This window comes from Ectopseudomonas chengduensis (genome assembly GCF_900102635.1).
GTDB lineage: Bacteria > Pseudomonadota > Gammaproteobacteria > Pseudomonadales > Pseudomonadaceae > Aquipseudomonas > Aquipseudomonas chengduensis.
In genome coordinates, this window is the sequence record NZ_FMZQ01000003.1 from 244,501 (window position 1) to 269,213 (window position 24,713).

Genomic DNA, 24,713 nt, shown 5'->3' on the forward strand with positions numbered 1-24,713 from the left:
ACAGGTAATTCCATGGATTTCGCCTATTCCCCGAAGGTTCAAGAGCTGCGTGAGCGCGTCAGCGCATTCATGGAGGCGCACGTCTACCCGGCTGAAGCGGTGTTCGAGCAGCAGGTAGCCGAAGGTGATCGTTGGCAGCCGACCGCGATCATGGAGGAGCTGAAGAACAAGGCCAAAGCCGAAGGTCTGTGGAATCTGTTTCTGCCCGAGTCGGACTACGGTGCCGGCCTGACCAACACCGAATACGCACCGCTGGCGGAGATCATGGGGCGTTCGCTGATCGGCCCCGAGCCGTTCAACTGCGCCGCGCCGGATACCGGCAACATGGAAGTGCTGGTGCGCTACGGCAACGAGGCGCAAAAGCAGCAATGGCTGGAGCCGCTGCTGTCCGGCGAGATTCGCTCCGCCTTTGCCATGACCGAGCCGGGCGTGGCCTCGAGCGACGCCACCAACATGCAGGCCAATGCTCGCCGCGAGGGCGATGAGTGGGTGATCAACGGTCGCAAATGGTGGACCTCCGGTGCCTGCGACCCGCGCTGCAAGGTGATGATCTTCATGGGCCTGACCAACCCGGACGCGCCGCGCCACCAGCAGCACTCGATGATCCTGGTGCCGATGGATGCGCCGGGCGTCACCGTACTGCGCCCGCTGCCGGTGTTCGGTTATGACGACGCGCCGCATGGCCATGCCGAAGTGCTGTTCGAGAACGTGCGCGTGCCCTACGAGAGCGTACTGCTCGGTGAAGGGCGTGGCTTCGAGATCGCCCAGGGGCGCCTCGGCCCGGGCCGCATCCACCACTGCATGCGTTCGATCGGCATGGCCGAGCGCGCCCTGGAACTCATGTGCAAGCGCGCTGTTTCGCGGACCGCCTTTGGCAAGCCGCTGGCGCGCCTGGGTGGCAATATCGATCACATCGCCGATTCGCGCATGGAGATCAACCAGGCGCGTCTGCTGACCCTGAACGCGGCCTACATGATGGATACCGTGGGCAACAAGATCGCCGCCAGCGAAATCGCCCAGATCAAGGTGGTGGCGCCCAACGTGGCGCTCAAGGTGATCGACCGGGCGATCCAGATGCACGGCGGCGCGGGCGTCTCCAACGACTTCCCGCTGGCCTACTGGTACGCCATGCAGCGCACCCTGCGCCTGGCCGATGGCCCGGACGAGGTGCACCGCGCAGCCATCGGCAAGTTCGAGATTGGCAAGTACGTGCCGCGCGACGTGATGAAAGCCAGCCGCTGATCCCGCAAGCCAAAGCAAAGAGGCCCGCATCTGCGGGCCTCTTTGTTCGTGAACCGTCGACGCTGCTGCTCGGTCGTCCGGCTACGCCGTTTCTCAGTGTTGCGGGGCTTTCTGGTCCCGGGTATTGAGCAGCGACAGGATCACCCCGCCTGCCAGCAGCCCCAGGGTGACGCCAAGCGAGAGCAGGGCGGGAACCTTGATCAGGTCGTGCAGGAAGATCTTGCCGCCGATATACATCAGCACCAGCGCCAGGGCGTACTTCAGGTAGATGAAGCGGTGCATCAGTGCAGCCAGGGCGAAATACAGCGCGCGCAGGCCGAGAATGGCGAAGATGTTCGAGGTGTAGACGATGAACGGGTCCTGCGAAATGGCCAGTACCGCCGGCACGCTGTCCACTGCGAACACCAGGTCGGCCAGTTCGATCAGCACCAGCGCCAGCAGCAGCGGGGTGGCATAGAGCAGCGGCTTGCCACTGACCTGATCCTTCAGGCGCACCAGGAACTTGCCTTCGTGCAGCTCATCGGTGACGCGAATGTGCTTGCGCACGAAGCGGATCACCGGATTCTGCGCAAGGTCCGGGTGCGATTCTTCGTCACCACCGCTGCGCAGCATCTTGACGCCGCTGAACAGCAGGAAGGCGCCGAAGAGATAGAGAATCCAGTCGAACTGCTGCACCAGGGCCGTGCCCAGACCGATCATGATCGCGCGCAGCACGATCACCCCGAGAATGCCCCAGAACAGCACGCGGTGCTGGTACTTACGCGGGATGTTGAAGTAGCCGAGGATCATCGCCATGACGAAGACGTTGTCCATCGACAGCGATTGCTCCACCAGGAAGCCGGTGTAGTACTCCATCGCCTTGGTACCGCCGAGCTGCCACCAGATCCAGCCGCCGAAGGCGACGCCGACACTGAAATAGCCGGAATACAGCAGCAGGCTCTCGCGCATCTCGATTTCATGCTGATCGCGATGCAGCACGCCGAGGTCGAGTACCAGAAGGGTGATGATCAGTACCAGAAAGGCCAGCCAGAACCAGCCGGGGGTACCGAAGATGGGGGATGTCAAAAAGGCAAGTAGAGCGTCCATGAGCCCTCCCTTATGTCTGCCTGAGTTGAAAGAAATCGACTCAGTGACTCCGACATCACGGTGAGAAAACTCACCGCCAGAGGGGCCCGGCGTCACGCGCTGCAAAGACTAGCGCCGAGCCCTTACTCTGCCAAGCCCTTTGTAAGGAAATATTTTCAGGCGTCAGTAGACCCATACTTCGACACGGCGATTACGGATGCGGCCATTGTTCTGATCATTGGCCGCCACCGGTAGCTCGCTGCCCATACCGGTGATTTCACGAAACAGTACGCCTTGTTTGGCCAGCTCGCGGCGCACGGCCATGGCGCGCAGTTTCGACAGCAGTTCGGCGCGCTCGGGGTCGCTCTTCGGATCGCCGAAACCCACCAGCACCACCTTGTCCTGCAGCTTGTCGTACTGCTTGAGATAGTCCAGCACCCGCTGCAAATCACGATGGGCCTTGTTATCCAGCGTTGCGCTGCCTTCCTGGAAGCGGAAGTTCACCGACAGGCGCTGCGCCTGCTTTGCCAGTTGCTGGTACTCCGCTGGCATCTGCGCATCCGCGGCGACCTTGACCGCCTGGACGGTCTGGGCGATGAAACCGCTGTTGTCGACAATGGCCTGGCCGCGTGGGCTGTGGGCGAAGTCGATCAGCGCGCGCGCCCAGGGATTGGCCAGTTGCGGGTCGTTGTAGAGAAACAGGCGGCGTGCCAGAGGATAGTCCTCGGTGGCGATCAGCGTGGTGCTCGGTGGCATCGGCTGAGAATTGCCCGCAGCGACGGCGACAGCCTTGGCCTGGCGGATGTAGGGCAGGCCAATGAAACCGATGCCATTGGCATCGCTGCTCACCGCATCGGACAGTTGGGCGCTGGATTCGAAGCGTTGCGCGCCGGCGGCGAGTGTGCGCCCGCCTGGAGCCAGCACCAGCTCCTTGAAGGTGTCGTAGGTGCCGGAATTGTCATCGCGTGCGTAGGGGCGAACCTTGCCGGGTTTGCCGCCCAGCGCAGCCCAGTCTCCGATCTCGCCGGAAAACAGCTGCGCGATCTGCTCCACACTCAGCGTTCCAATCGGGTTCGATGGATGGACGATGATCGCCAGACCATCGATGGCGATGACCTGTTCACTCTGCGGACTGCGCAGATCGCCAAGGGTCGCCAGGGTAGCGGCTTCGCCATCCTTGATCGGCCGCGACGAGGCGGCCAGATCGGCGCTGCCGTCCTTGAGCGAGGTAAAACCGGTGCCAGAGCCGTGAGCGGCGACTTCGACTATCACCTGGCGGCCGTCGGCCCGTCGCGCGAGCAGGCGCTGCTCGTTTTCCCGGGCACCTTCTTCGCTGTGGATATCGTGCAGGCCCTGAGCTTCGAACAGCCCTTTGACCAGCTCCGGGCCGAGCTTGGCACCAATGGTATTGGAGCCCTGGATGCGCAGTACCGGTTGGTTGCCCTCGGAGGCTGGTAGTGCGGCGAAGACGGAAAGAGGCAGGGCGTAGCAGATGAAACCGATCAGCAGCAGGGACAGAGTACGACCCCAGAGGTCGCGGTCGGCGGACAGGGCGCGCGGCATGCGGCAGGCACCTTCTAGTGGGTGAGAGAAAGTGCCGCGCAGATTAAGTCAGTCAGATTGCAGTCATGTGACGGGGCGCGTCATCTCACGCGCCCCCAGTTTCAGTTCAGTTCCAGCCAGATCGGCGCATGGTCCGATGGCTTGTCCATTCCACGCAGGTCGTAATCGATGCCGGCATCCTTGAAGCGCGCCTGCAACGGCTGGCTGGCGAGGATCACGTCGATGCGCAGGCCGCGCTTTGGCTCGTCTTCGAAGCCGCGACTGCGGTAGTCGAACCAACTGAAACGGTCATTCACCTCGGGGTTGAGGTGGCGGAAGCTGTCCACCAGGCCCCAGCTCTTCAGCGTCGCCAGCCACTCGCGTTCCTCCGGCAGGAAGCTGCACTTGCCGGTTTTCAGCCAGCGCAGGCGATTGGGCTCGCCGATGCCGATGTCGCAATCTTCCGGGCTGATGTTGATGTCGCCCATCACTACCAGCGCCTGCTGCGGATCGAAGTGCTCCACCAGCAGTTGCTGCAGGTCGGCGTAGAAGCGCTGCTTGGCCGGGAATTTCACCGGGTGGTCACGGCTTTCGCCCTGCGGGAAATAGCCGTTCATGACAGTGACCGGGTTGCCATTGGCATCGGCGAAGGTGCCGTAGATGAAGCGGCGTTGAGAGTCTTCTCCATCGCCGGGAAACCCCTTGTACAGGCTCAGTGGCTCCTGACGCGAGAGCAGGGCGACGCCATAGTGGCCTTTCTGGCCGTGGTAATGCACGTGGTAGCCGAGCTGGCGGATCTCGGCTTCGGGGAACTGCTCATCGGCCACCTTGGTTTCCTGCAGGCCGATCACGTCCGGCTGGTGTTTTTCGATCAAGGCTTGCAATTGATGAGGGCGCGCACGCAGGCCATTGATATTGAAAGAGACGATTTTCATGGGCAGCGGGTCCTGGGCAAAAGGCGATGCTAGCCGATCCTCGGCGCTCGCGGCCAGCGCCTGGCGGGCGTGATGAGGTGGTGCTAAGTTGGCTGGGACGCGCCTGACCCACAACGCATAACAACAGAGGTCTGCCATGCCCAACAACGCTCCAGCAGAAGTGCGCATGCTCGATGGTGGTTACGCCCGCGAGGTCCGTTCGCTGCTCTACCACGCCTATCGCCACGAGCCGACCTTCGCCTACCTGTTCGAAGCGCAGCGACCGGGTTTTGATCAGCGTGTGCGCGCGACGATTCGCGAACTTGTGCAGCAGCACTTCGCCGAGGATCAGCCGGCCATTGGCCTGCTGATCGATGACCGCCTGATCGGCGCAGCGCTGATCGCGCCACCGCAGCGCCGTCTGGATATCACCGAAAGCTGGGGGTGGCGTCTGCGCATGCTGCTGAGCACCGGTTTCAGCTGCACCAAGCGCTATCTCGAGTACCACGATGCGGTGCTTACCAGTCTGCCGCCCGGGCCTTACCACGTGCTGCCGCTACTGGGCATTCACCCCGAGTTTCAGGGGCAGCATCGCGGCGAGCAGTTGCTCGAGGCGCTGCACGACTGGTGTGCCCAGGACAGCGGCTCGCAAGGCGTGGTGCTGGATACCGGCAATGCGCGCTATCTGGATTTCTACCGGCGCCAGGGCTACGAGGAAATCGGCGAGCTGGCCATAGGCCCGGTGGTCGAACACGTGTTCTTTCATCCCAACCCACAACCGGTGGTCAGAGCCAGCGCCTGAACTGCGGCTGTCTGGCGCGCGTTCAACGGCTCTGGCGTGGGCTCCGCTCCGTGGTAGCATCCTCCGCCATGAGCGTATATGGACATTTTCAGCGTAGCCTGGCGCTGCTGCTGATCAGTACGGGTGCTTTCGCAGCGAGCGAACTCGACGTACGAATCACCCCGAGCAATTCGGCTCTCAAGGCCAATATCGAAGGTTATGTCGGCAGCCTCGATGGGCGTGATGCGCAGTCGTTGCGGCGCTTGCGGCGTATCGCCGAGAACGAGGCCGACAAGGCGGCTCAGGCCCTGGGTTATTACCAGGCGCGCATTCGTAGCCGTATCGAAGAGGGCGCAACGCCGCGCCTTGTGATCGAGGTCGAGCCCGGCGAGCGCATTCGCCTGCGCAACGTGGACATTCGTATCGAAGGGCCTGCCAGCGAGCTGTCTGCTTTTCGTGTACCCAGTGCCGGTCGTTTGCAGCCAGGCTCGGTGCTCAACCATGGGCGCTATGAGGATGCCAAGCGACTGATCCAGAATCAGGCCTCGCGCTACGGCTTCTTCGACGGCCGATTCTCCCGGCAGCGCCTGGAAATCGATCCGGCTGCCGGGGTGGCCGATATCGAGCTGGTGTTCGTCAGCGGGCCGCGTTACAGCCTGGGCGATATCGCCTTCAGCGGTGACTTCCCGTTCGATGAAGAGCTGCTGCTGCGCATGGTGCCGTTCGATCCGGACACACCCTACGACTCCGAATTGATCGCCGAGCTGTATCAGGCGCTGCAGTCGAGTGGCTATTTCGAATCGGTGCGGGTCGACGCCATCCCGACCCAGGCCGACCAGTTGCGTATTCCAGTGGCGGTGGCGCTGCAGGTGCGAGAGCCGCGCACCATGGGCCTGGGACTGGGCTTTTCCACCGACGTCGGGCCGCGCCTGCGCGCCAACTGGACGCGCCACTGGCGCAATCCGCAGGGGCACAGCTACGGGGTGGAAACCGAATTGTCCGCTCCCAGACAGAACGTTGGCCTGTGGTACGACATTCCCGGTGACCCGCCACTGACCGACAAACTGCGCCTGGCCGGCGGTTATCAGTATGAGGAGCTGGCCAGCAAGGACAGCTTGAGCCGGCTACTTACCCTCGGTCCGGAATGGCACAGCCAGCGCTCCGGTGGCTGGCAGCGCGTGCTGTCGGTGAAATGGCAGCGTGAGGAATATCGCCTGGGTGACGATTCCGGGCTGAGCACCCTGTTGATGCCGGGCGTCAGCTACTCGCTGCTGCGCAGCGACAACCGCCTCGACCCGAATCAGGGCTACCGCGTGCAGTTCGACTTGCGCGGCGCTGTCGATGGCGTGCTGTCCGACGCCAACGTGCTGCACGGTAACGTCATGCTCAAGGGCCTGACTACCGTATTCGATAATCACCGTCTGCTCGGGCGGGTGCAGTTTGGCGGTACCGAAACCAATGGTTTTTCTGCCGTGCCGCCGTCGCTGCGCTTCTTCGCCGGTGGCGATCAGAGCGTGCGCGGTTACGACTATCAGAGTCTGTCGCCGGAGAACAATCGCGGCGACAAGATTGGTGGCCGCTACCTGTTCACCGCCAGCGCCGAGTACCAGTACAGCCTCACCGACAAGTGGCGCCTGGCGACTTTCATCGACCAGGGCAATTCCTTCAATTCGCTGGACATTCCCACCTTGAAGACCGGCGTCGGCTTCGGCGTGCGCTGGGTTTCACCGGTGGGCCCGCTGCGCCTGGACCTCGCTCATGCGCTAGACGACGACGGTGGCGTACGCCTGCATTTCTCCATGGGGCCTGAGCTATGACCCGGCGCCTGTTGAAGTGGCTGGCCGGCGGTCTGCTCGGTCTGGTGTTGCTGCTCGTCGCGGCCCTGTGGGCGCTGCTGGGCACCCAGGGTGGCAGTCGTTGGCTGCTGGCCCAGGTGCCAGGCCTGCAAGTCGACAACTTCGCAGGGCGTCTGGGCGGTGCCTGGCAGGTCGATGCGCTGATCTGGCAGCAAGACGATATGCGGGTTGAGCTGCAGCAGCTGGACATGGCCTGGTCACCGTCCTGCCTGCTGCGCCTGACGCTGTGCCTGGATCGTCTGCATCTGCAGCAGGTGGCCGTGACCCTGCCCGACAGTGGGGAGGCCAGCGATGAGCCGTTGAGCCTGCCGAACCTCAACCTGCCACTGCGCTTGCAAATGGGCGATATCCAACTGGGCGAACTGCGCCTGGACGGCCAGACGCAACTGAGCGATCTCGAACTGAGCGCCAGTTGGAACGAGCAGGGTGTGGAGCTGCAGCGCCTGGTCTTGCAACGTGATGACCTGAGCCTGGACCTCAGTGGCCAGCTGACGCCGCAGGGCGATTGGCCCTTGGCCCTGAGCGGCCGCCTGCAGTTACCGGAAGTCGATGGCAAGGCCTGGCAGGTGGCACTGCAGGTAGCTGGCGAATTGCAGCGCAGCCTGAAGATCGAGGCTGACAGCAGCGGTTATCTCGACGCCCGTCTCGAAGGACAGGTGCAGGCGCTGGCCGAGCACCTGCCCGCCGAACTGCGCCTGACCAGCCAGGATTTTCAGGCCAGCAGCGCCTTGCCGCAGACGCTGCACCTGCAGGCGCTGACGTTGTCGGCAAAGGGTGACCTGAGCAGCGGCTATCGAATCGACGGCAGCTCCACTCTGCCCGCCGAGCAGGCGCCGATGCCGCTGACCCTGCGCGGCAGGGTCGATGCCAGGGGCGCGGATATCGAATTGCTGCGCATCGAAGCCGAGGATCAGCAGCATCTGCAGCTCAGCGGTACGCTCGCCTGGAGTGAGGCGTTTCAGGCCGACGCCACGCTCGATTGGCTGAATTTCCCCTGGCAGCGTCTGTACCCGCTGGACGAGCCGCCACCCGTGGCGCTGCAGCAACTGCAGGCAGAAGTCAGCTATAGCGAAGGCAATTACCTGGGTAACTTCGCTGCGCAGCTTAAGGGGCCGGCAGGGGACTTCAGCCTGAGCAGTCCGGTCAGTGGCGATCTCGGCCAGGTCAGCCTGCCGCAATTGCAGTTGGTGGCTGGCCAGGGCCGCGCCGAAGGGGTGGTCAAGGTCGGTTTTGCCGACGGCGTCGACTGGCAGGCCATGCTGCAGCTCAGCGCCCTCGACCCGGGTTATTGGCTGGCTGAGATGCCGGGTAATCTGGCAGGGCCGCTGAATACCTCGGGCAGCTTCAATGCCGGTGCGCTGCAAGCCAAGGCCGATATCGACCTCAATGGCCGTCTGCGTGGCCAGCCCGCGCAATTACAAGTGCAGGGCGCCGGTAGCGGCGAGCAGTGGCAGCTCGAGCAATTGCTGGTGCGTCTGGGCGACAACCGGATCAGCGGCCAGGGCGCGCTGGATCAGCGTTTGCGTGGCCAGCTACAACTGGCCTTGCCGCGTCTGGGGCAACTCTGGCCCGGTCTGCAAGGGCAGATACAGGGCCAGCTGTCCGTGGCGGGCACCTTGCAGGCGCCGCAAGGCCAGCTTGCGCTGAGTGGGGAGCGTCTGGCCTTTGGCGACCCCAGCCTGCGGCGACTGCAGTTGGACGCGACGCTGGATGCCCGCCAGCAGGCGCGCATCGGTTTGAATCTGCGTGGCATCCGCATCGGCGATACCTACCTTGGGCGCCTGCAGGCCGATGGTCGTGGCGATCAGCGTCGCCAGGCGCTGGACATCGATTTGCAAGGTCCGCTGTTGCAGCTGGCGTTGGCCCTGGACGGCAGCTTGAGCGAGCAGGGCGACTGGCGCGGTCGTATTGCCAGTGGCCGTGTGCAGAGCGGCGGGCAGGATTGGCAATTGCAACAGGTGGCGACCCTGGAGCGCCTGGCCAGCGGCCGCATGAACCTGGGCGCGCATTGCTGGCAGTCCGGCGATGCCAGCCTGTGCGGCGGGCAGCAGCGGCTGATGCCACAGCCCAGCCTGGACTGGCGCCTGGAGAATTTCCCCTTGGCCAGCCTGCAGCCCTGGCTGCCCGAGGACTTTGCCTGGCAGGGGCGGCTGGATGGTCAGCTGAAAGTCGAGCTACCCGACAGCGGTCCCAACGGCCAGATCAGGCTCGATGCCGGCGGCGGCAACCTGCGTATTCGTCAGCCGGATGAAGAGCAGTGGCTGGACTTTCCCTACGACAGCCTGCGCCTGGACAGCACGCTGCGCCCTCAGCGGGTAGACAGCGAACTGCGTTTCGTCAGTAGCCGCCTGGGTGAGCTGCTGCTGCAGGCGCAGATCGACCCACGCCCGGCGAGCAAGCCGGTCAGCGGCGAGTTTCGATTGAGCGGGTTCGATCTCGCCGTGCTGCGTCCCTTCGTACCCATGGCGGAAAGGCTCGAAGGCAAGCTGCAGGGCAGCGGCAATATAAGTGGCCAGCTGCTGGCGCCGCAGATCAACGGCCAGCTGCGCCTGGACGGCGGCGAGCTGTCCGGCAGCGAACTGCCGATCAGCCTGGAGAACCTGCAATTGCAGGCGCTGATCGCGGGCGAGCAGGTGCAGCTCTCCGGCGATTGGCGCAGCGGTGAGCAGGGGCGTGGCAATCTGCGTGGCGAACTGACCTGGGCCGAGGGGCTGAGCGGCGATCTGGTATTGCAGGGACAGCGCTTGCCGGTGAAGGTCGAGCCGTATGCCGAGCTGGAAGTCGAGCCTGATCTGCAATTGCAACTGCGTGCCCAGCGTCTGGCCGTCAGCGGCAAGGTTGGTGTGCCGCGTGGTTTGATCAGCGTACGTGAACTACCGCCGTCGACGGTCAAGGTTTCCGGTGATGCACGGGTGGTCGGTCGTGAAACCCCGGAAGCTGAGCAGGGCATGGGCGTCGCCATGGATGTCGATGTCGAGGTGGGGCAGGACAAGCTGGCCTTCAGCGGTTTTGGCCTGACTGCCGACCTGCGTGGACGCGTGCACATCGGCGATAACCTCGATACCCGCGGTGAACTGGATCTGGTCAACGGCCGCTATCGCGCCTACGGCCAGCGCCTGACCATTCGCCGCGCGCGCCTGCTGTTCACCGGACCTATCGATCAGCCGTTCCTCGATGTGGAAGCGATTCGCCGGGTCGACACGGTCGTCGCCGGTATCCGTCTGTCCGGCAGCGCCGAGCAGCCGAGCACCACGGTCTTCGCCGAGCCGGCCATGAGCCAGGAACAGGCGCTGTCCTATCTGGTGCTGGGCCGGCCTTTGGGGCAAAGCACGGGGGACAACAACATGCTTGGCCAGGCAGCGCTGGCGCTCGGTCTGGCCGGCAGCAGTTCGCTCACCACCAGCCTGGCCACCAGTCTGGGTATTCAGGATTTTCAGCTCGACACCGAGGGCAGTGGCGTGACCACCAGCGTGGTGGCCAGCGGCAATATCACCGAGCGCCTGAGCCTGCGTTACGGCGTGGGTGTGTTCGAGCCGGCCAACACCATCGCTCTGCGTTACGAGCTGAGCCGGCGCCTGTACCTTGAGGCCGCCAGCGGTCTGGCCAGCTCGCTCGACCTGTTCTATCGCCGGGACTTCTGATGGTCGCGCCACCTTTATGCTAAATCCCTACATGGCTGCGGGTGTATCGGCGGCGCTTCTGCGCTAGTCTGGATGCATGGTCGGGCCGTGACCTGCCATTCGATGGAGCATTCGCCACGGCGAACCCCATGTCACACATTTGCCCTTCAACTCCCTGAACGATAAGGAAACTCCCATGGCGCAAGTCACTCTCAAAGGCAACCCGGTGCAGGTCGACGGCCAACTGCCGCAGGCCGGCCAACAGGCACCAGCGTTCAGCCTGGTCGCTGGTGACCTGAGCGACGTCACCCTGGCCAGCCTGGCTGGCAAGCGCAAGGTGCTGAACATCTTCCCCAGCGTCGACACCCCGACCTGCGCTACCTCCGTGCGCAAGTTCAACGCCGAAGCCGGTCAACTGAACAACACCGTGGTGCTGTGCATCTCCGCTGACCTGCCGTTCGCCCAGGCACGCTTCTGTGGTGCCGAAGGTCTGGAAAGCGTGGTCAACCTGTCCAGCCTGCGTGGCGCCGACTTCCTCAAGAACTACGGTGTGGCCATTGCCAGCGGCCCGCTGACCGGCCTGGCCGCGCGCGCCGTGGTAGTGCTGGATGAAAACGACAAGGTGCTGCACAGCGAGCTGGTTGGCGAAATCGCTGATGAGCCGAATTACGCAGCCGCCCTGGCCGCGCTGAAGTAACTCGCAGCTGGTTCGATGAAACGGCCTGCTTCGCAGGCCGTTTTTATTTGTGCACCAAGCCGAACGTTCTGAGCACGTCGACAGTCCCTTGCCCGATCCAGATTTTTTCGCGGACTCAAACAGTTAGTAACGTAAGGGCAGCGTAAAAAGCGGGTAAATGGGCTTTGCTTGACGCGGGCCAGTGCTTATCGTGCCGACTCCCCTTAAAAGTGATATTGCGCCTGCCATGTCGAATGCTTCCCCGTCTCCATCGAATTCCTCCCGTCAATGGCTGATTGGCCTGACGTTGCTCACCGTTCTGCTTCTGCTGCTGTGGTGGTTCTGGCCGAGCAAGCCAGAAAGCCAGCAGATGGGCCGTGGCCGTTTCGGTGACATGGGGCCGGTGCCGGTGCGCGTGGCCGAGGTCAAGCAGGGCGAGTTCGCCATCGAGCTCAAGGCGCTTGGCACGGTAACTTCCTATAACACGGTCAACGTACGCTCGCGAGTCGACGGTGAACTGGTCAAGGTGCTGTTCGAGGAGGGCCAGCAGGTCAAGGCCGGCGACCTGCTGGCGGTGATCGATCCACGCCCTTATCAGGTGGCCTTGCAGCAGGCGCAGGGGGCGCTGCAGGAAAACCAGGCGCAACTGAAGAACGCCGAGCTGGACCTGCAGCGCTACAAGGGGCTGTACGACGAAGACAGCATCGCCAAACAGACCCTGGACACCCAGCAGGCGCTGGTCAATCAGTACCGTGGCAGTCTGCAGAGCAACCAGGCCGATGTCGCCACGGCCAAGCTCAACCTCGACTTCACCCAGATTCGCGCGCCCATCGACGGTCGCCTCGGTCTGCGTCAGCTGGATATCGGCAATCTGGTCAGCAGCGGCGATACCACGCCTTTGGTGGTAATCACCCAGGCCGATCCGATTGCGGTGATCTTCACCATCCCCGAGGGCGATCTGCCTGCCGTGCTGCAGCGCCGCCGCGACGGCACGATCCTGGCTGTCGAGGCCTGGGACCGTGGTGAGCGCTTGAAACTGGCCGAGGGCGTGCTGGAAAGCCTGGATAACCAGATCGACACCACCACCGGTACGGTCAAGCTCAAGGCGCGCTTCGACAACGCCGAGCAGATGCTCTTCCCCAATCAGTTCGTCAATGTGCGTCTGCGCGTTGAAACCCGTGAGGCCGCCACCATCATTCCGTCCGCTGCGGTGCAGTTCGGCACCCAGGGTACCTTCGTCTATGTCGTGGGTGACGATAACAAGGTGAGCATCCGTCAGGTCACCATCGCTGCCAGCGACGCTGAACGCAGCATGGTCAACGAGGGCGTGCAGCAGGGTGAGCGGCTGGTCATGGAAGGTACCGATCGTCTGCGTGACGGTAGTGAGGTGGAAGTGGTCGACCCGAACCTGGTGCAGAGCCCCGACGGCGCGGCTAACGAGCCGGGCGACCGCCAGGGCAAGCGCGATGGCTCTGCACGTCCGGGCGCAGCACGGAACGACGCATGAATATTTCCCGCCCCTTCATCCTGCGGCCGGTCGCCACCACGCTGTTGATGGTGGCGATCTTCCTCAGCGGTCTGATCGCCTATCGCCTGCTGCCGGTGTCGGCGCTGCCGGAAGTGGATTACCCGACTATCCGTGTGCTGACCTTATATCCAGGCGCCAGTCCGGATGTGATGACCAGCGCCGTGACGGCGCCGCTGGAGCGCCAGTTCGGGCAGATGGCCGGGCTCAAGCAGATGTCCTCGACCAGTTCGGGCGGCGCCTCGGTGATCACCCTGCGCTTCAATCTGGATGTCTCCCTGGCGGTGGCCGAGCAGGAAGTGCAGGCGGCGATCAACGCGGCGAGCAACCTGTTGCCTGGCGATCTGCCGGCGCCGCCGGTGTACAACAAGGTCAACCCGGCCGATACACCAGTGCTGACCCTGGCGGTGAGCTCAAAGACGATGCCGCTGCCGCAGGTCAACGACCTGGTCGATACCCGCCTGGCGCAGAAGCTGGCGCAAACCAGCGGTGTCGGCCTGGTGACCCTGGCCGGCGGGCAACGTCCGGCGGTGCGTATTCGCGTCAACCCGGAGGCGCTGGCGTCCTATGGCCTGAGTCTGGCCGATGTGCGCAGCCTGATCACGGCCAGCAACGTCAACCAGCCCAAGGGCAACTTCGACGGGCCCACGCGGGTTTCCCAGCTCGATGCCAACGACCAGCTGAAGTCGGTCGAGGAATATCGCGAGCTGATCCTCAGCTATCAGAATGGTGCCGCGCTGCGCCTGAAGGATGTCGCCGAGATCATCGACGGCGCCGAGAACGAACGCCTGGCCGCCTGGGCCAACCGCAACCAGGCGGTACTGGTCAATGTGCAGCGTCAGCCCGGTGCCAACGTGATTGATGTGGTCGACCGCATCCAGACCCTGCTGCCGCACCTGACCGAAGGCCTGCCGGCCAGCGTCGAGGTCAAGGTGCTCACCGACCGCACGCAGACCATCCGCGCTGCAGTGCGCGACGTACAGCACGAACTGCTGCTGGCCATTGCCCTGGTGGTGATGGTGACCTTCCTGTTCCTGCGCAAGCTGTCGGCGACCATCATCCCGTCGATCGTCGTGCCGCTGTCGCTGATTGGCACCTTCGGTGTGATGTACCTGGCCGGTTTCACCATCAACAACCTGACGCTGATGGCGCTGACCATCGCCACCGGTTTCGTGGTCGACGACGCCATCGTCATGCTGGAAAACATCGCCCGCCATCTAGAGGAGGGCGAGACGCCGCTCAACGCCGCGCTCAAGGGCGCTCGGCAGATCGGCTTCACCCTGGTCTCGCTGACCCTGTCGCTGATTGCCGTACTGATCCCGCTGCTGTTCATGGCCGATGTGGTCGGCCGGCTGTTCCGCGAGTTCGCCATTACCCTGGCCGTGGCCATCCTGATTTCCCTGGTGGTGTCGCTGACCCTCACGCCGATGATGTGCGCGCGCTTGCTCAAGGCCGAGAAACCCGAGCAGGAAGGGCGCTTCTATCGCGTCGCCGGTGGCGCCATCGACGCCATGATCGAACGCTACGGCGTGTGGCTGCAGTGGGTGCTCAGGCATCAGCCGCTGACCCTGCTGGTGGCCGTGGCGACCCTGGGCCTGACCGTGCTGTTGTATATGGCGGTACCCAAGGGCTTCTTCCCGGTGCAGGACACCGGCGTGATCCAGGGTATTTCCGAGGCGCCGCAGTCGATTTCCTTTGCCGCCATGAGCGAGCGTCAGCAGCGCCTGGCGGATGTCATCCTGCGTGATCCGGCGGTGGCCAGTCTGTCCTCGTCGATTGGCGTGGATGGCGACAATCCGACGCTCAACAGCGGCCGTCTGCTGATCAACCTGAAAACCCACGCCGAACGCGACGTCACCGCCAGTGAGGTAATCGAACGTCTGCGTCCTGAGCTGGCGAAGGTTCCCGGTATCGAGCTGTTCATGCAGCCGGTGCAGGACCTGACCATCGAGGATCGCATCAGCCGTACCCAGTTCCAGTTCACCCTGGAATCGCCCGACAGCCAGTTGCTGGAAACCTGGACGCCGCGTCTGGTCGAGGCGCTGCGCGAGCAGCCGGAGCTGACCGACGTGGCCAGCGACCTGCAGAACCGCGGCTTGCAGGTGTTTCTGGATATCGATCGTGACGCCGCGGCGCGCCTGGGCATCAACGTCGGCACTATCGACGATGCGCTGTATGACGCCTTTGGCCAACGCCAGATCAGCACCATCTACACCCAGGCCAGCCAGTACCGCGTGGTGCTGGAGAGCCGCGATGGCGGGCGTATCGGCCTGGCCGCGCTGCGTCAGATTCATGTGGCCACCGGTGACGGCCAGCAGGTGCCGTTGTCGTCCCTGGCGCATGTCGAGGAGCGTCCGGCCAGCCTGCTGGTCAACCATATCGGCCAGTTCCCGGCGGTGACCCTGTCGTTCAACCTGGCGCCTGGCGTGTCGCTGGGCGAGGCAGTGGCGGTGATCGAGCGGGTCGAGCAGGAAATCGGTTTGCCAGGCGGCATCAACACCCAGTTCCAGGGCGCTGCCGAGGCGTTCCGCGCATCGCTGTCGTCGACCTTGCTGCTGATCCTGGCGGCCATCGTCACCATGTACATCGTGCTCGGCGTGCTCTACGAGAGCTATATCCACCCGATCACCATTCTGTCCACGCTGCCGTCGGCGGGCGTCGGTGCGCTGCTGGCATTGCTGCTGACCGGTAACGACCTGGGGCTGATCGCCATCATCGGCATCATCCTGCTGATTGGTATCGTCAAGAAGAACGCGATCATGATGATCGACTTCGCCCTCGAGGCCGAGCGCAACCAGGGCATGGCACCAGAGGCGGCGATTTATCAGGCGGCGCTGCTGCGCTTTCGGCCGATTCTGATGACCACCCTGGCGGCGTTGTTCGGCGCCATCCCGCTGATGCTCGCCTCGGGCTCCGGTGCCGAGCTGCGCCAGCCGCTGGGACTGGTGATGGTCGGCGGTCTGCTGGTCAGCCAGGTGCTGACGCTATTCACCACGCCGGTGATCTACCTGTACTTCGATCGCCTGTCGCGGCGCGTCAGCGGGCGCATTGCGGCGGGGGTGGCGGTATGACCCAGACCCGTAGGAGCGGCTTCAGCCGCGAACAGGAAGGTGCAAGGGATTCGTGGCTGAAGCCGCTCCTACAGGATTGGCGAAGCCTTGGGGCCAATCACGCATGAACCTCTCCGCCCCCTTTATCCGCCGTCCGGTGGCCACGCTGCTGCTGAGCCTGGCGATCATGCTGCTCGGTGGTGTCAGCTTCGGCCTGCTGCCAGTGGCGCCGCTGCCACAGATGGATTTCCCCACCATCACCGTGCAGGCCAGCCTGCCAGGAGCCAGCCCGCAGATCATGGCCTCGACCGTGGCCACGCCGCTGGAGCGCTCGCTCGGCTCGATCGCCGGGGTCAGCCAGATGAACAGCCGCAGCAGCCAGGGCAGCACGCGGATCATGATCCAGTTCGACCTGGACAAGGACATCAACACCGCCGCGCGCGAGGTCCAGGCGGCGATCAATGCGGCGCGCGAACTGCTGCCCAGCGGCATGCGCACCATGCCCAGCTACCGCAAGATCAACCCTTCGCAGGCACCGATCATGGTGCTGTCGCTGACCAGTGCCACGCTGAACAAGGGCCAGCTGTACGACGTGGCTTCGACCATCCTGGCGCAGAAACTGTCCCAGGTCGGTGGCGTGGGTGAGGTGCAGGTCGGTGGTAGTTCGCTGCCGGCAGTACGGGTTTCCCTCGAGCCACGTCTGCTCGATCACTACGGCATCGCGCTGGACGAAGTGCGCCAGACCATCGCCGCCAGCAATGCCCTGCGTCCCAAGGGCGCGGTCGAGGACGAGCAGCGTCGCTGGCAGGTGCAGGCCAGCGACCAGTTGGCCAAGGCCGCCGATTACCTGCCGATGATCATCCGCTACCAGGACGGCGCTGCCGTGCGCCTGGGCGACGTAGCCACGGTCACCGATGGTGTCGAGGACCGCTACAACAGCGGCTTCTACAACGACAAGGAAGCGGTGCTGCTGGTGATCAATCGGCAGAGCGGGGCGAACATCCTGCAGACCATCAGCGACATCCGCGCCGAGCTGCCGGCGCTACGCGAGGTGATTCCAGCCAGCGTCGAGCTGGAAGTGGCGATGGATCGCTCGCCGGTAATCCGCGCCACCCTGCACGAGGCCGAGCAGACCCTGCTGATCGCCGTGGGCCTCGTGATCCTCGTGGTGCTGGCGTTTCTCGGGCGTTGGCGCGCTGCGCTGATTCCGGCGCTGGCGGTGCCGGTGTCGCTGATCGGCAGTTTCGCCGCCATGTACCTGCTGGGGTTCTCGCTGAACAACCTGTCGTTGATGGCGCTGATTATCGCCACCGGGCTGGTGGTGGACGATGCCATTGTGGTGCTGGAGAACATCGCCCGGCACATCCATAACGGTGAGAAGCCGATGGCGGCGGCGTTCAAAGGCACGCGCGAGGTAGGCTTCACCCTGCTGTCGATGAACCTGTCGCTGGTAGCGGTGTTCATCTCCATCCTGTTCATGGGCGGCATCGTCGAGCGACTGTTCCGTGAGTTCTCCATTACCCTGGCTGTAGCGGTGGTGATTTCCCTGCTGGTGTCGCTGACGCTGACGCCGATGCTCTGCGCGCGCTGGCTCAAGGCCGAAGACGAGCAGCCACGCGGCCGCCTGCAGCAGTGGGGCGACCGCTTGCAGACGCGGGTGCTGGCTATCTACGGGCGTTCGCTGGACTGGGCACTGCGCCATTCGTTACTGATGGTCATCAGCCTGCTGGCGACCATCGCGCTGAACGTCTACCTGTTCGTCAGCATTCCGAAGACCTTCATGCCGCAGCAGGACACCGGCCAACTGATCGGTTTTATCCGCGGCGACGATGGCCTGTCGTTCCAGGTCATGCAGCCGAAGATGGAGATTTTCCGCAAGGCGGTGCTGGCCGATCCGGCGGTGGACAGCGTTGCTGGCTTCATCGGCGGTGCCGGCGGCATCAACAACGCCTTCATGATCGTGCGCCTGAAGCCCATCAGCGAGCGCAGCGTGTCATCGCAACAGGTGATCAACCGCCTGCGCGCCAGCGTGCCGAAGGTGCCCGGTGGGCGCATGTTCCTCATGCCGGACCAGGATCTGCAGATCGGCGGGCGTGAAGGACGCAGTTCGGAGAACGAGTACATGCTGCTCTCGGGCGATCTCGATGCCCTGCGTGAGTGGCTACCCAAGGTGCGTGAAGCGCTGCGCGCGTTGCCCGAACTGACCGATATCGACGCCCGCGAGAACAGCGGTGCCCAGCAGATTCGCCTGGTGGTGGATCGCGAAGCCGCGCAGCGCCTGGGCGTGGAGATGAGCATGATCACCGCAGTGCTCAACAACGCCTTCAGTCAGCGCCAGGTTTCCACCATCTACGAAGCGCTGAACCAGTACAGCGTGGTGATGGAAATCAACCCGCTCTATGCCCAGCATCCCGAGGCGCTGGACCAGATTCAGCTGATCACCGCCGATGGCGCACGGGTGCCGCTGTCCACCTTCGCCCATTGGGAACGCAGCCTGGAAGAGGACAGGGTCAACCACCAGGGCCAGTTCGCCGCCGAGAACATCGGCTTCTCCCTGGCCGAAGGGGTCAGCCTGGATCAGGCCAGCCGCGCCATTGACAATGCCGTGGCGCGGGTCGGCCTGCCCACCGAAGTGCAGGGCATGCTGGGCGGCACCGGTGCAGCCTTCCAGCAGACCCAGGGCAATCAGCCGCTGATGATCCTGCTGGCACTGGTGGTGGTGTATATCGTGTTGGGCGTGCTCTACGAGAGCTACGTACATCCGCTGACCATCCTTTCGACCTTGCCGTCGGCCGGCGTTGGCGCCTTGCTCGCGCTGCAACTGGTAGGCATGGAGTTCAGTCTGATCTCCTTGCTGGGTCTGTTCCTGCTGATCGGTATCGTCAAGAAGAACGCCATCCTGATGGTTGATCTGGCCCTGCAACTGGAGCGCGGTGAGCGCCTGAGTCCGCAGGAGTCCATCCGCCAGGCGTGCCTGCTGCGTTTCCGGCCGATCATGATGACCACCCTGGCTGCCATCCTTGGCGCCTTGCCGCTGGTGCTGGGCAGTGCCGAAGGTTCGGAGATGCGTCAGCCGCTGGGTATCACCATCGTCGGTGGTCTGGTGCTGAGCCAGATGCTGACCCTCTACACCACTCCGGTGGTCTACCTCTACTTCGACCGTCTGCGCCATCGCGTCAACCGCTGGCGTGGCGTGCGCACCGATGCTTCGTTGGAAAATCCGTTATGAATCGAGCTCCTTTCGCCCGAACTCTTGTCTCCTTGCTGCTGGCCGGCGTACTGGGCGGTTGCGCCCTGGGGCCTGACTATCAGCGCCCCGAGCTGGCGGCACCTGCACAGTTCAAACAGGTCGAGGGCTGGAAAGCCGCCGCGCCAGCAGATGTTCTGGAGCGTGGCAACTGGTGGGCGCTGTACGGCGACGCCGAGCTCAATGCACTGGCCGAGCGCCTGCAGCTGTCCAACCAGAACCTGGCCGCCGCCGAGGCCCAGTACCGCCAGGCAAGGGCACTGGTGCGCGGTGCGCGGGCCAGCTTCTATCCAACGCTGTCCGGCAGCGCCGGGGTGACTCGGGCCGGGCAGGGTGGTGGTGACAGCACCATCCGTACCGCTGATGGCGTCACTGTCAGCGGTTCTGGAGCGTCAAGCATTTCCAAGAGTTATGACCTCAGCCTCAATGCAGCCTGGGAGCTGGATCTCTGGGGCAAGCTGCGCCGGGGCCTGGAGGCCAGCCGCGCCGAATTCGAGGCCAGCGCCGCCGATCTGGCTGCAGCGCGCCTGAGCCTGCAGAGCGAACTGGTGCAGAACTACCTGCAACTGCGCATCCTCGACGAACAGAAGCGCCTGCTCGACGCGACAGTGGCCGCTTACGCGCGCTCGCTGCGCCTGACCGAGAACCAGTATCGAGCCGGTATCGTGCCCAAGTCCGACGTGACCCAGGCCACCACTCAGCTCAAGAGCACCCAGGCGCAGGCAATCGATCTCGAGTGGCAGCGCGCGCAGCTCGAACATGCCATTGCCGTGCTGGTCGGCGTCAGCCCGGCCGAGCTGTCCATCGCACCGCGCGAGAGCCTGCCAGCGCTGCCCGAGGTACCCGTGGCGCTGCCGTCGCAACTTCTCGAACGTCGCCCTGACGTTGCCGCGGCCGAGCGCCGGGTGATGGCAGCCAATGCGCAGATCGGCGTGGCGGAAGCGGCCTGGTTTCCGGACCTGAGCATTTCGGCGACCGGTGGCTATCGTGGTAGCAGCTTCGCCGACTGGATCGAGGTACCCAATCGCTTCTGGTCGCTCGGCCCGCAACTGGCACTGACCCTGTTCGACGGCGGCGCGCGGCGTGCGGAGCTGGAACGTAGCGAAGCCGTCTATGACCAGACTGTGGCGCAATACCGCCAGGCCGTGCTGGATAGCTTCCGTGAAGTGGAGGATTACCTGGTGCAGCTGCGCGTGCTGGAGCAGGAGAGCGGGGTGCAGCAGGAGGCGCTGGATGCGGCGCGTGAGTCGCTGCGTCTGATCGAGAACCAGTACCGCGCCGGTACCGTGGACTACAACAGCGTGGTTACCGTACAGGCCACCGCGCTGAACAACGAACGCACCAATCTCACGCTACTGGGTAGCCGGCTGACTGCCAGTGTGCAGTTGATCGCTGCTCTCGGTGGCGGCTGGCAGGTGGAGCGACTACAGCAGCAGGCGCCCCAGTAGGTGAGGGAACTAATCAGCCGGCATGGCGGGAAACCGCCATGCTGCCTGTGGGTCATTCGCGATGCTTGCGGTTCACCGTCTGCGCCGCCTTGATCACGTCACTGCCAATCTGCCCTTGAAACTGTTCCCATACCGGACGCATCGCATCGCGCCAGGCCTGGCGCTGCTCGGCGGTCAGGTTGATGACCTGGCTGCGCCCAGAATCCACGATGCGCTGGCGGTCGGCCTGGTTGGCGGCCTCGGCCTGTTTGTTCACCACGTAGGTGACCTCATCGATGATGGCTTCCAGCTCCATCCGGATCTGATGCGGGATGCCGTACCAGAAGCGCGAATTGCTCACCAGCATGTAGTCCAGCACGCCATGGTTGGTTTCGCTGATGAAGGGCTGCACTTCATGCAGCTTCTGGCTATAGATGTTCGACCAGGGGTTTTCCGCCCCCTGTACCTGGCCACTCTGTAGCGCTTTGAAGACTTCCGAGAAAGGCAGTTTCTGACTATTTGCGCCCACCTGGGCGAATTGTGCTTCCAGTACCGCCGACGGCTGAATACGGAAGCTCAGACCATTGGCATCGCCAGGCATGTTCAGCGCGCGGGTAGCGGAAAGCTGCTTCATGCCGTTATGCCAGTAAGCCAGACCAACGATGTTGTGGTCTTCCATCGAGCGCAACAACTGGCGGCCCTTGGCGCGTTTCTGGAAGCGGTTGACCGCATCCAGGTCATCGAACAGGAACGGCAGGTCGAACACCTGCAGTTGCTTGGTGTACTGCTCGAACTTCGCCAGAGACGGTGCCAGCAACTGAACATCGTTTTTGCGCAGGGCTTCCAGCTCATTGGCGTCGCCAAAGAGGCTGGAGTTCGGGTAGACCTCGACCTTCACCTTGCCGGCCAGACGTTCCTCGACCAACTGCTTGAACAGCAGTGCGCCCTGGCCCTTGGGAGTGGCATCGGCCACAACATGGGAGAACTTGATCAGGATAGGTTCATCGGCCAGCGCGCTGGTTGCGCTGAGAGAGGCGAACGCCATGGCGCAGATGGCCATGGCGCGAACTGTATTGAACATACTGCTTCCTTTTCTTCTTATCAGGTTGCGGAGCCTTTTCGGCTACGTCGTGTTGGTCACTTTGGCGGTCGCCCAGCCGCTGGTAGTTGTCGCGGTATGAACGAAGCTGGCGACTTACCATCGCAAGGCTTATGCCATTGTGGCGAAATTCCGCCAACCTGCCTGGCATGTGAAAAGGGCTGTGACGTGTCGCACATTGGGTGGCGGATATCCGCCATGCCTGTGTCAGGCGAGAGCGGAAACTTGCCGGTTTCAGCGAAAGCCTTGGGGCTTCGGTCAGCCTGTTATCCTGTGGCCCGCGATTGAAATCGAGGAGTGATGCGATGAGTTGGTCCGCCCAGCAGTATTCCCTGTTTGAACGCCAGCGTACCCGCCCTGTGCATGATCTGCTGGCGGCGGTGCCGCGCGATGATGTCGAGCTGGCCGTCGACCTGGGCTGCGGCCCCGGTAATTCCACTGCCGTATTGCAGGCTCATGCGCCACAGGCGCGGGTGGTGGGTATCGACAGCAGTGACGACATGCTGCGCGCGGCGCGCGAACGCCTGCCGCAGGTGACCTTCCAGTTGGCGGATATCCAGCACTGGCAGGCCGAGCGCGCACCGCAGTTGATCCTGGCCAACGCCTCGCTGCAGTGGTTGCCGGATCACGCGCAGCTCTACCCGAGATTGCTGGCGCAGCTGGCCCCCGGTGGCTGGCTGGCAATCCAGACACCGGACAACCTGCAGGAGCCGGCACACCGTCTGGCCCGCGAGGTGGCCACCGCCGGGCCCTGGGCTGCACAAATCGGCGAGGTGCGCCATGTCGAGCGGCACAGCGCGCAGGCCTATTACGACATCCTCGGCGCCCATGCCAGCGAGCTGGATATCTGGCGCACTACCTACTTCCATGTGCTGGACAATGCCGCGGCAGTGGTGGAGTGGTTCAAGTCAACGGCGTTGCTGCCGTTCCTGCAACCGCTGGAGGTCGAGCAGCAGGCAGCTTTCCTCGAGCGCTATCAGGCGGCGATTGCTGAAGCCTATCCGGCGCAGGCCGATGGTCGGGTGTTGCTGCCGTTTCCGCGTCTGTTTCTGGTGGCTCGGCGGTAGCGCAACAAGCTCGCGGCTAAAGCCCCTCCCACAGATCGCAGTGAAGACTGTGGGAGGGGCTTTAGCCGCGACAGAAAGCCCCCGCATCTGCGGGAGCTGTTCGTTTACTGCACCAGGGCAACCAGTCCGGCGTGCTGGACCAGCTCCAGCAGTGGCTGCGGGTGCACGCCGATGATGAAGGCGAGCAGGGCGACCACCAGCAGCATGATGCCGCCGGCGCGTTGGCCCCAGTCGAAGGGCGCATCGTGGCGATGCATATTGGGTTCGCGCATGAACAGCGTGACCATCACCCGCAGGTAATAGAACACGCCGATGGCACTGCCCAGCACCATGGCGCCGAGCAGCCACCACAGTTGCGCTTCGACACCGGCGGCGATCACGTAGAACTTGCCGATGAAGCCTGCGGTCAGCGGAATGCCGGCCAGCGACAGCATCATCACCGTGAGCACGGCGGTCAGGTACGGGCGGCGCCAGAACAGGCCACGGTACTCGTACAGCGCATCGGCATCGCGGCCGCTGTAGGGCGTGGACATCAGGGTGATCACGCCGAAGGCGCCGAGGCTGGTCAGCACGTAGGTGGCCAGGTACACGCCCACGGCTTCCACCGCCAGGCCCTTGCTGGCGATCAGCGCCACCAGCAGGTAGCCGAAGTGGGCGATCGACGAGTAACCGAGCAGGCGTTTGAGGTTGTTCTGCAGCAGTGCCAGCAGGTTGCCGAACAGGATCGAGGCAATGGCGATCAGGGTCAGCAGGTCGCTCAACCAGCCGCCGCTCATGGCCGGAGATATCTGGTACAGGCGCAGCAGCACGGCGAATACCGCCACCTTGCTGGCAGTGGCGAGGAAGGCTGCGACTGGCGCAGGGGCGCCTTCGTAGACATCCGGCGTCCACAGGTGGAAGGGCACCAGCGACAGTTTGAAGGCCAGGCCGATCAGCATCATGCCGATGCCGATCTGCACCAGCTGACTGCTCTCGCGCGCCAGGCTTGCGCCGATATCGGCGAAGGCCAGGTTGCCAGACTCGGCATACAGCAGCGCCATGCCGAACAACAGGAAGGCGCTGCCTGCGGCCGACAGCACCATGTACTTGATGCCGGCTTCCAGCGAGCGCTTGTTGAAGAAGGCGTAGGCGATCATGCCGTAGGTCGGCACTGACAGCAGTTCCAGGCCGATGAACAGGCCTGCCAGATGCTGCGCGCTGACCAGCACCAGGCCGCCCGCGGCGGAGAGCAGTACCAGCAGGTACAGCTCCTCGCGGTTGCCCGGGTAGCCCTTGCCGGACTCGCCGCCCAGGTAGGCATGGATCAGCGTGACGCAGGCCAGGCTGGCGGCCAGCACCAGGGCCATGTAGTAGCAGGCGAAGGTGTCGATCAGCAGCAGCGGGGTGACTTCCAGCGGCGCTACTTCCAGTGCCGGAATCAACGACAGCAGCGCCAGGTTCAGGCCCACCACCGAGAGGATGAAGGTCAGGGCGTGATTGCGCTTGGCGGCGATGGCCAGCATCACCACGACAGCGGTGAGGCTGGTCACCAGCAGTGGCAGCAGGGCGATCAGGTGTTGCAGGGTGAAGTCGACAGCGTGATGTTCCATGAGTCTTTAATCC

Annotated in this window: 15 protein-coding genes; 10 read left to right on the forward strand and 5 right to left on the reverse strand. The window is 63.8% G+C overall.

The genetic code is table 11. From position 1 onward, the window contains the following. The first annotated feature begins 12 nt into the window (after window positions 1-12). A complete protein-coding gene (locus BLS08_RS07860) occupies window positions 13-1,242 on the forward strand; it encodes an acyl-CoA dehydrogenase (protein WP_017677111.1) in 1,230 nt (409 codons plus the stop codon). 93 nt (window positions 1,243-1,335) lie between these two features. Here the strand turns inward: BLS08_RS07860 and BLS08_RS07865 are convergent, their stop codons facing one another. The 3 genes from BLS08_RS07865 to xthA all read right to left on the reverse strand — a co-directional run bounded on the left by BLS08_RS07865 (window position 1,336) and on the right by xthA (window position 4,784). After that, entirely contained in the window at window positions 1,336-2,328 is a 993-nt protein-coding gene (locus BLS08_RS07865) for a TerC family protein (protein ID WP_017677110.1), read from the reverse strand. Window positions 2,329-2,490: 162 nt separating this feature from the next. Further along, a complete protein-coding gene (locus BLS08_RS07870; protein WP_017677109.1) occupies window positions 2,491-3,870 on the reverse strand; it encodes a substrate-binding domain-containing protein in 1,380 nt (459 codons plus the stop codon). 101 nt (window positions 3,871-3,971) lie between these two features. Continuing rightward, on the reverse strand, window positions 3,972-4,784 hold the full coding sequence (xthA, locus tag BLS08_RS07875) for an exodeoxyribonuclease III (RefSeq protein WP_017677108.1): 813 nt from the start codon (window positions 4,782-4,784) through the stop codon (window positions 3,972-3,974). Between the two features lie 136 nt (window positions 4,785-4,920). Here xthA and BLS08_RS07880 point away from each other — a divergent pair, with 136 nt between their 5' ends. The 8 genes from BLS08_RS07880 (at window position 4,921) to BLS08_RS07915 (ending at window position 20,966) form a co-directional block, all read left to right on the forward strand. After that, window positions 4,921-5,565: a GNAT family N-acetyltransferase gene (locus BLS08_RS07880; protein WP_017677107.1), complete on the forward strand. Its 645-nt coding sequence runs from the start codon at window positions 4,921-4,923 to the stop codon at window positions 5,563-5,565. 68 nt (window positions 5,566-5,633) lie between these two features. Then, window positions 5,634-7,361, forward strand: a complete 1,728-nt coding sequence (locus BLS08_RS07885) for an autotransporter assembly complex protein TamA (RefSeq protein ID WP_017677106.1) — start codon at window positions 5,634-5,636, stop codon at window positions 7,359-7,361. Further along, on the forward strand, window positions 7,358-11,041 hold the full coding sequence (locus BLS08_RS07890; protein WP_017677105.1) for a translocation/assembly module TamB domain-containing protein: 3,684 nt from the start codon (window positions 7,358-7,360) through the stop codon (window positions 11,039-11,041). Before BLS08_RS07885 ends, BLS08_RS07890 begins: the two co-directional genes overlap by 4 nt. A 175-nt stretch (window positions 11,042-11,216) precedes the next feature. Beyond that, a complete protein-coding gene (tpx, locus tag BLS08_RS07895) occupies window positions 11,217-11,717 on the forward strand; it encodes a thiol peroxidase (RefSeq protein ID WP_017677104.1) in 501 nt (166 codons plus the stop codon). A gap of 226 nt (window positions 11,718-11,943) precedes the next feature. Then, window positions 11,944-13,203 carry an MdtA/MuxA family multidrug efflux RND transporter periplasmic adaptor subunit gene (locus tag BLS08_RS07900; protein WP_026088582.1) on the forward strand — a complete coding sequence of 420 codons (1,260 nt, stop codon included), beginning with the start codon at window positions 11,944-11,946 and terminating at the stop codon, window positions 13,201-13,203. Further along, on the forward strand, window positions 13,200-16,292 hold the full coding sequence (locus tag BLS08_RS07905; protein ID WP_055985526.1) for an MdtB/MuxB family multidrug efflux RND transporter permease subunit: 3,093 nt from the start codon (window positions 13,200-13,202) through the stop codon (window positions 16,290-16,292). The genes BLS08_RS07900 and BLS08_RS07905 overlap by 4 nt, the downstream gene beginning before the upstream one ends. Before the next feature lie 103 nt (window positions 16,293-16,395). Next, entirely contained in the window at window positions 16,396-19,500 is a 3,105-nt protein-coding gene (locus tag BLS08_RS07910; RefSeq protein ID WP_017677101.1) for a multidrug efflux RND transporter permease subunit, read from the forward strand. Continuing rightward, a complete protein-coding gene (locus tag BLS08_RS07915) occupies window positions 19,497-20,966 on the forward strand; it encodes an efflux transporter outer membrane subunit (protein ID WP_021489212.1) in 1,470 nt (489 codons plus the stop codon). Before BLS08_RS07910 ends, BLS08_RS07915 begins: the two co-directional genes overlap by 4 nt. Before the next feature lie 52 nt (window positions 20,967-21,018). Here BLS08_RS07915 and BLS08_RS07920 read toward each other — a convergent pair whose 3' ends face one another. Beyond that, entirely contained in the window at window positions 21,019-22,026 is a 1,008-nt protein-coding gene (locus BLS08_RS07920; protein WP_055985529.1) for a TRAP transporter substrate-binding protein, read from the reverse strand. 323 nt (window positions 22,027-22,349) lie between these two features. On the opposite strand from BLS08_RS07920, the gene tam reads away from it, so the two are divergent. Then, window positions 22,350-23,111 carry a trans-aconitate 2-methyltransferase gene (gene tam, locus BLS08_RS07925; RefSeq protein ID WP_055985532.1) on the forward strand — a complete coding sequence of 254 codons (762 nt, stop codon included), beginning with the start codon at window positions 22,350-22,352 and terminating at the stop codon, window positions 23,109-23,111. Window positions 23,112-23,215: 104 nt separating this feature from the next. Here tam and nuoN read toward each other — a convergent pair whose 3' ends face one another. After that, window positions 23,216-24,700, reverse strand: coding sequence for an NADH-quinone oxidoreductase subunit NuoN (nuoN, locus tag BLS08_RS07930; RefSeq protein WP_055985535.1), 1,485 nt, complete (start codon window positions 24,698-24,700; stop codon window positions 23,216-23,218). Between the last annotated feature and the right edge of the window lie 13 nt (window positions 24,701-24,713).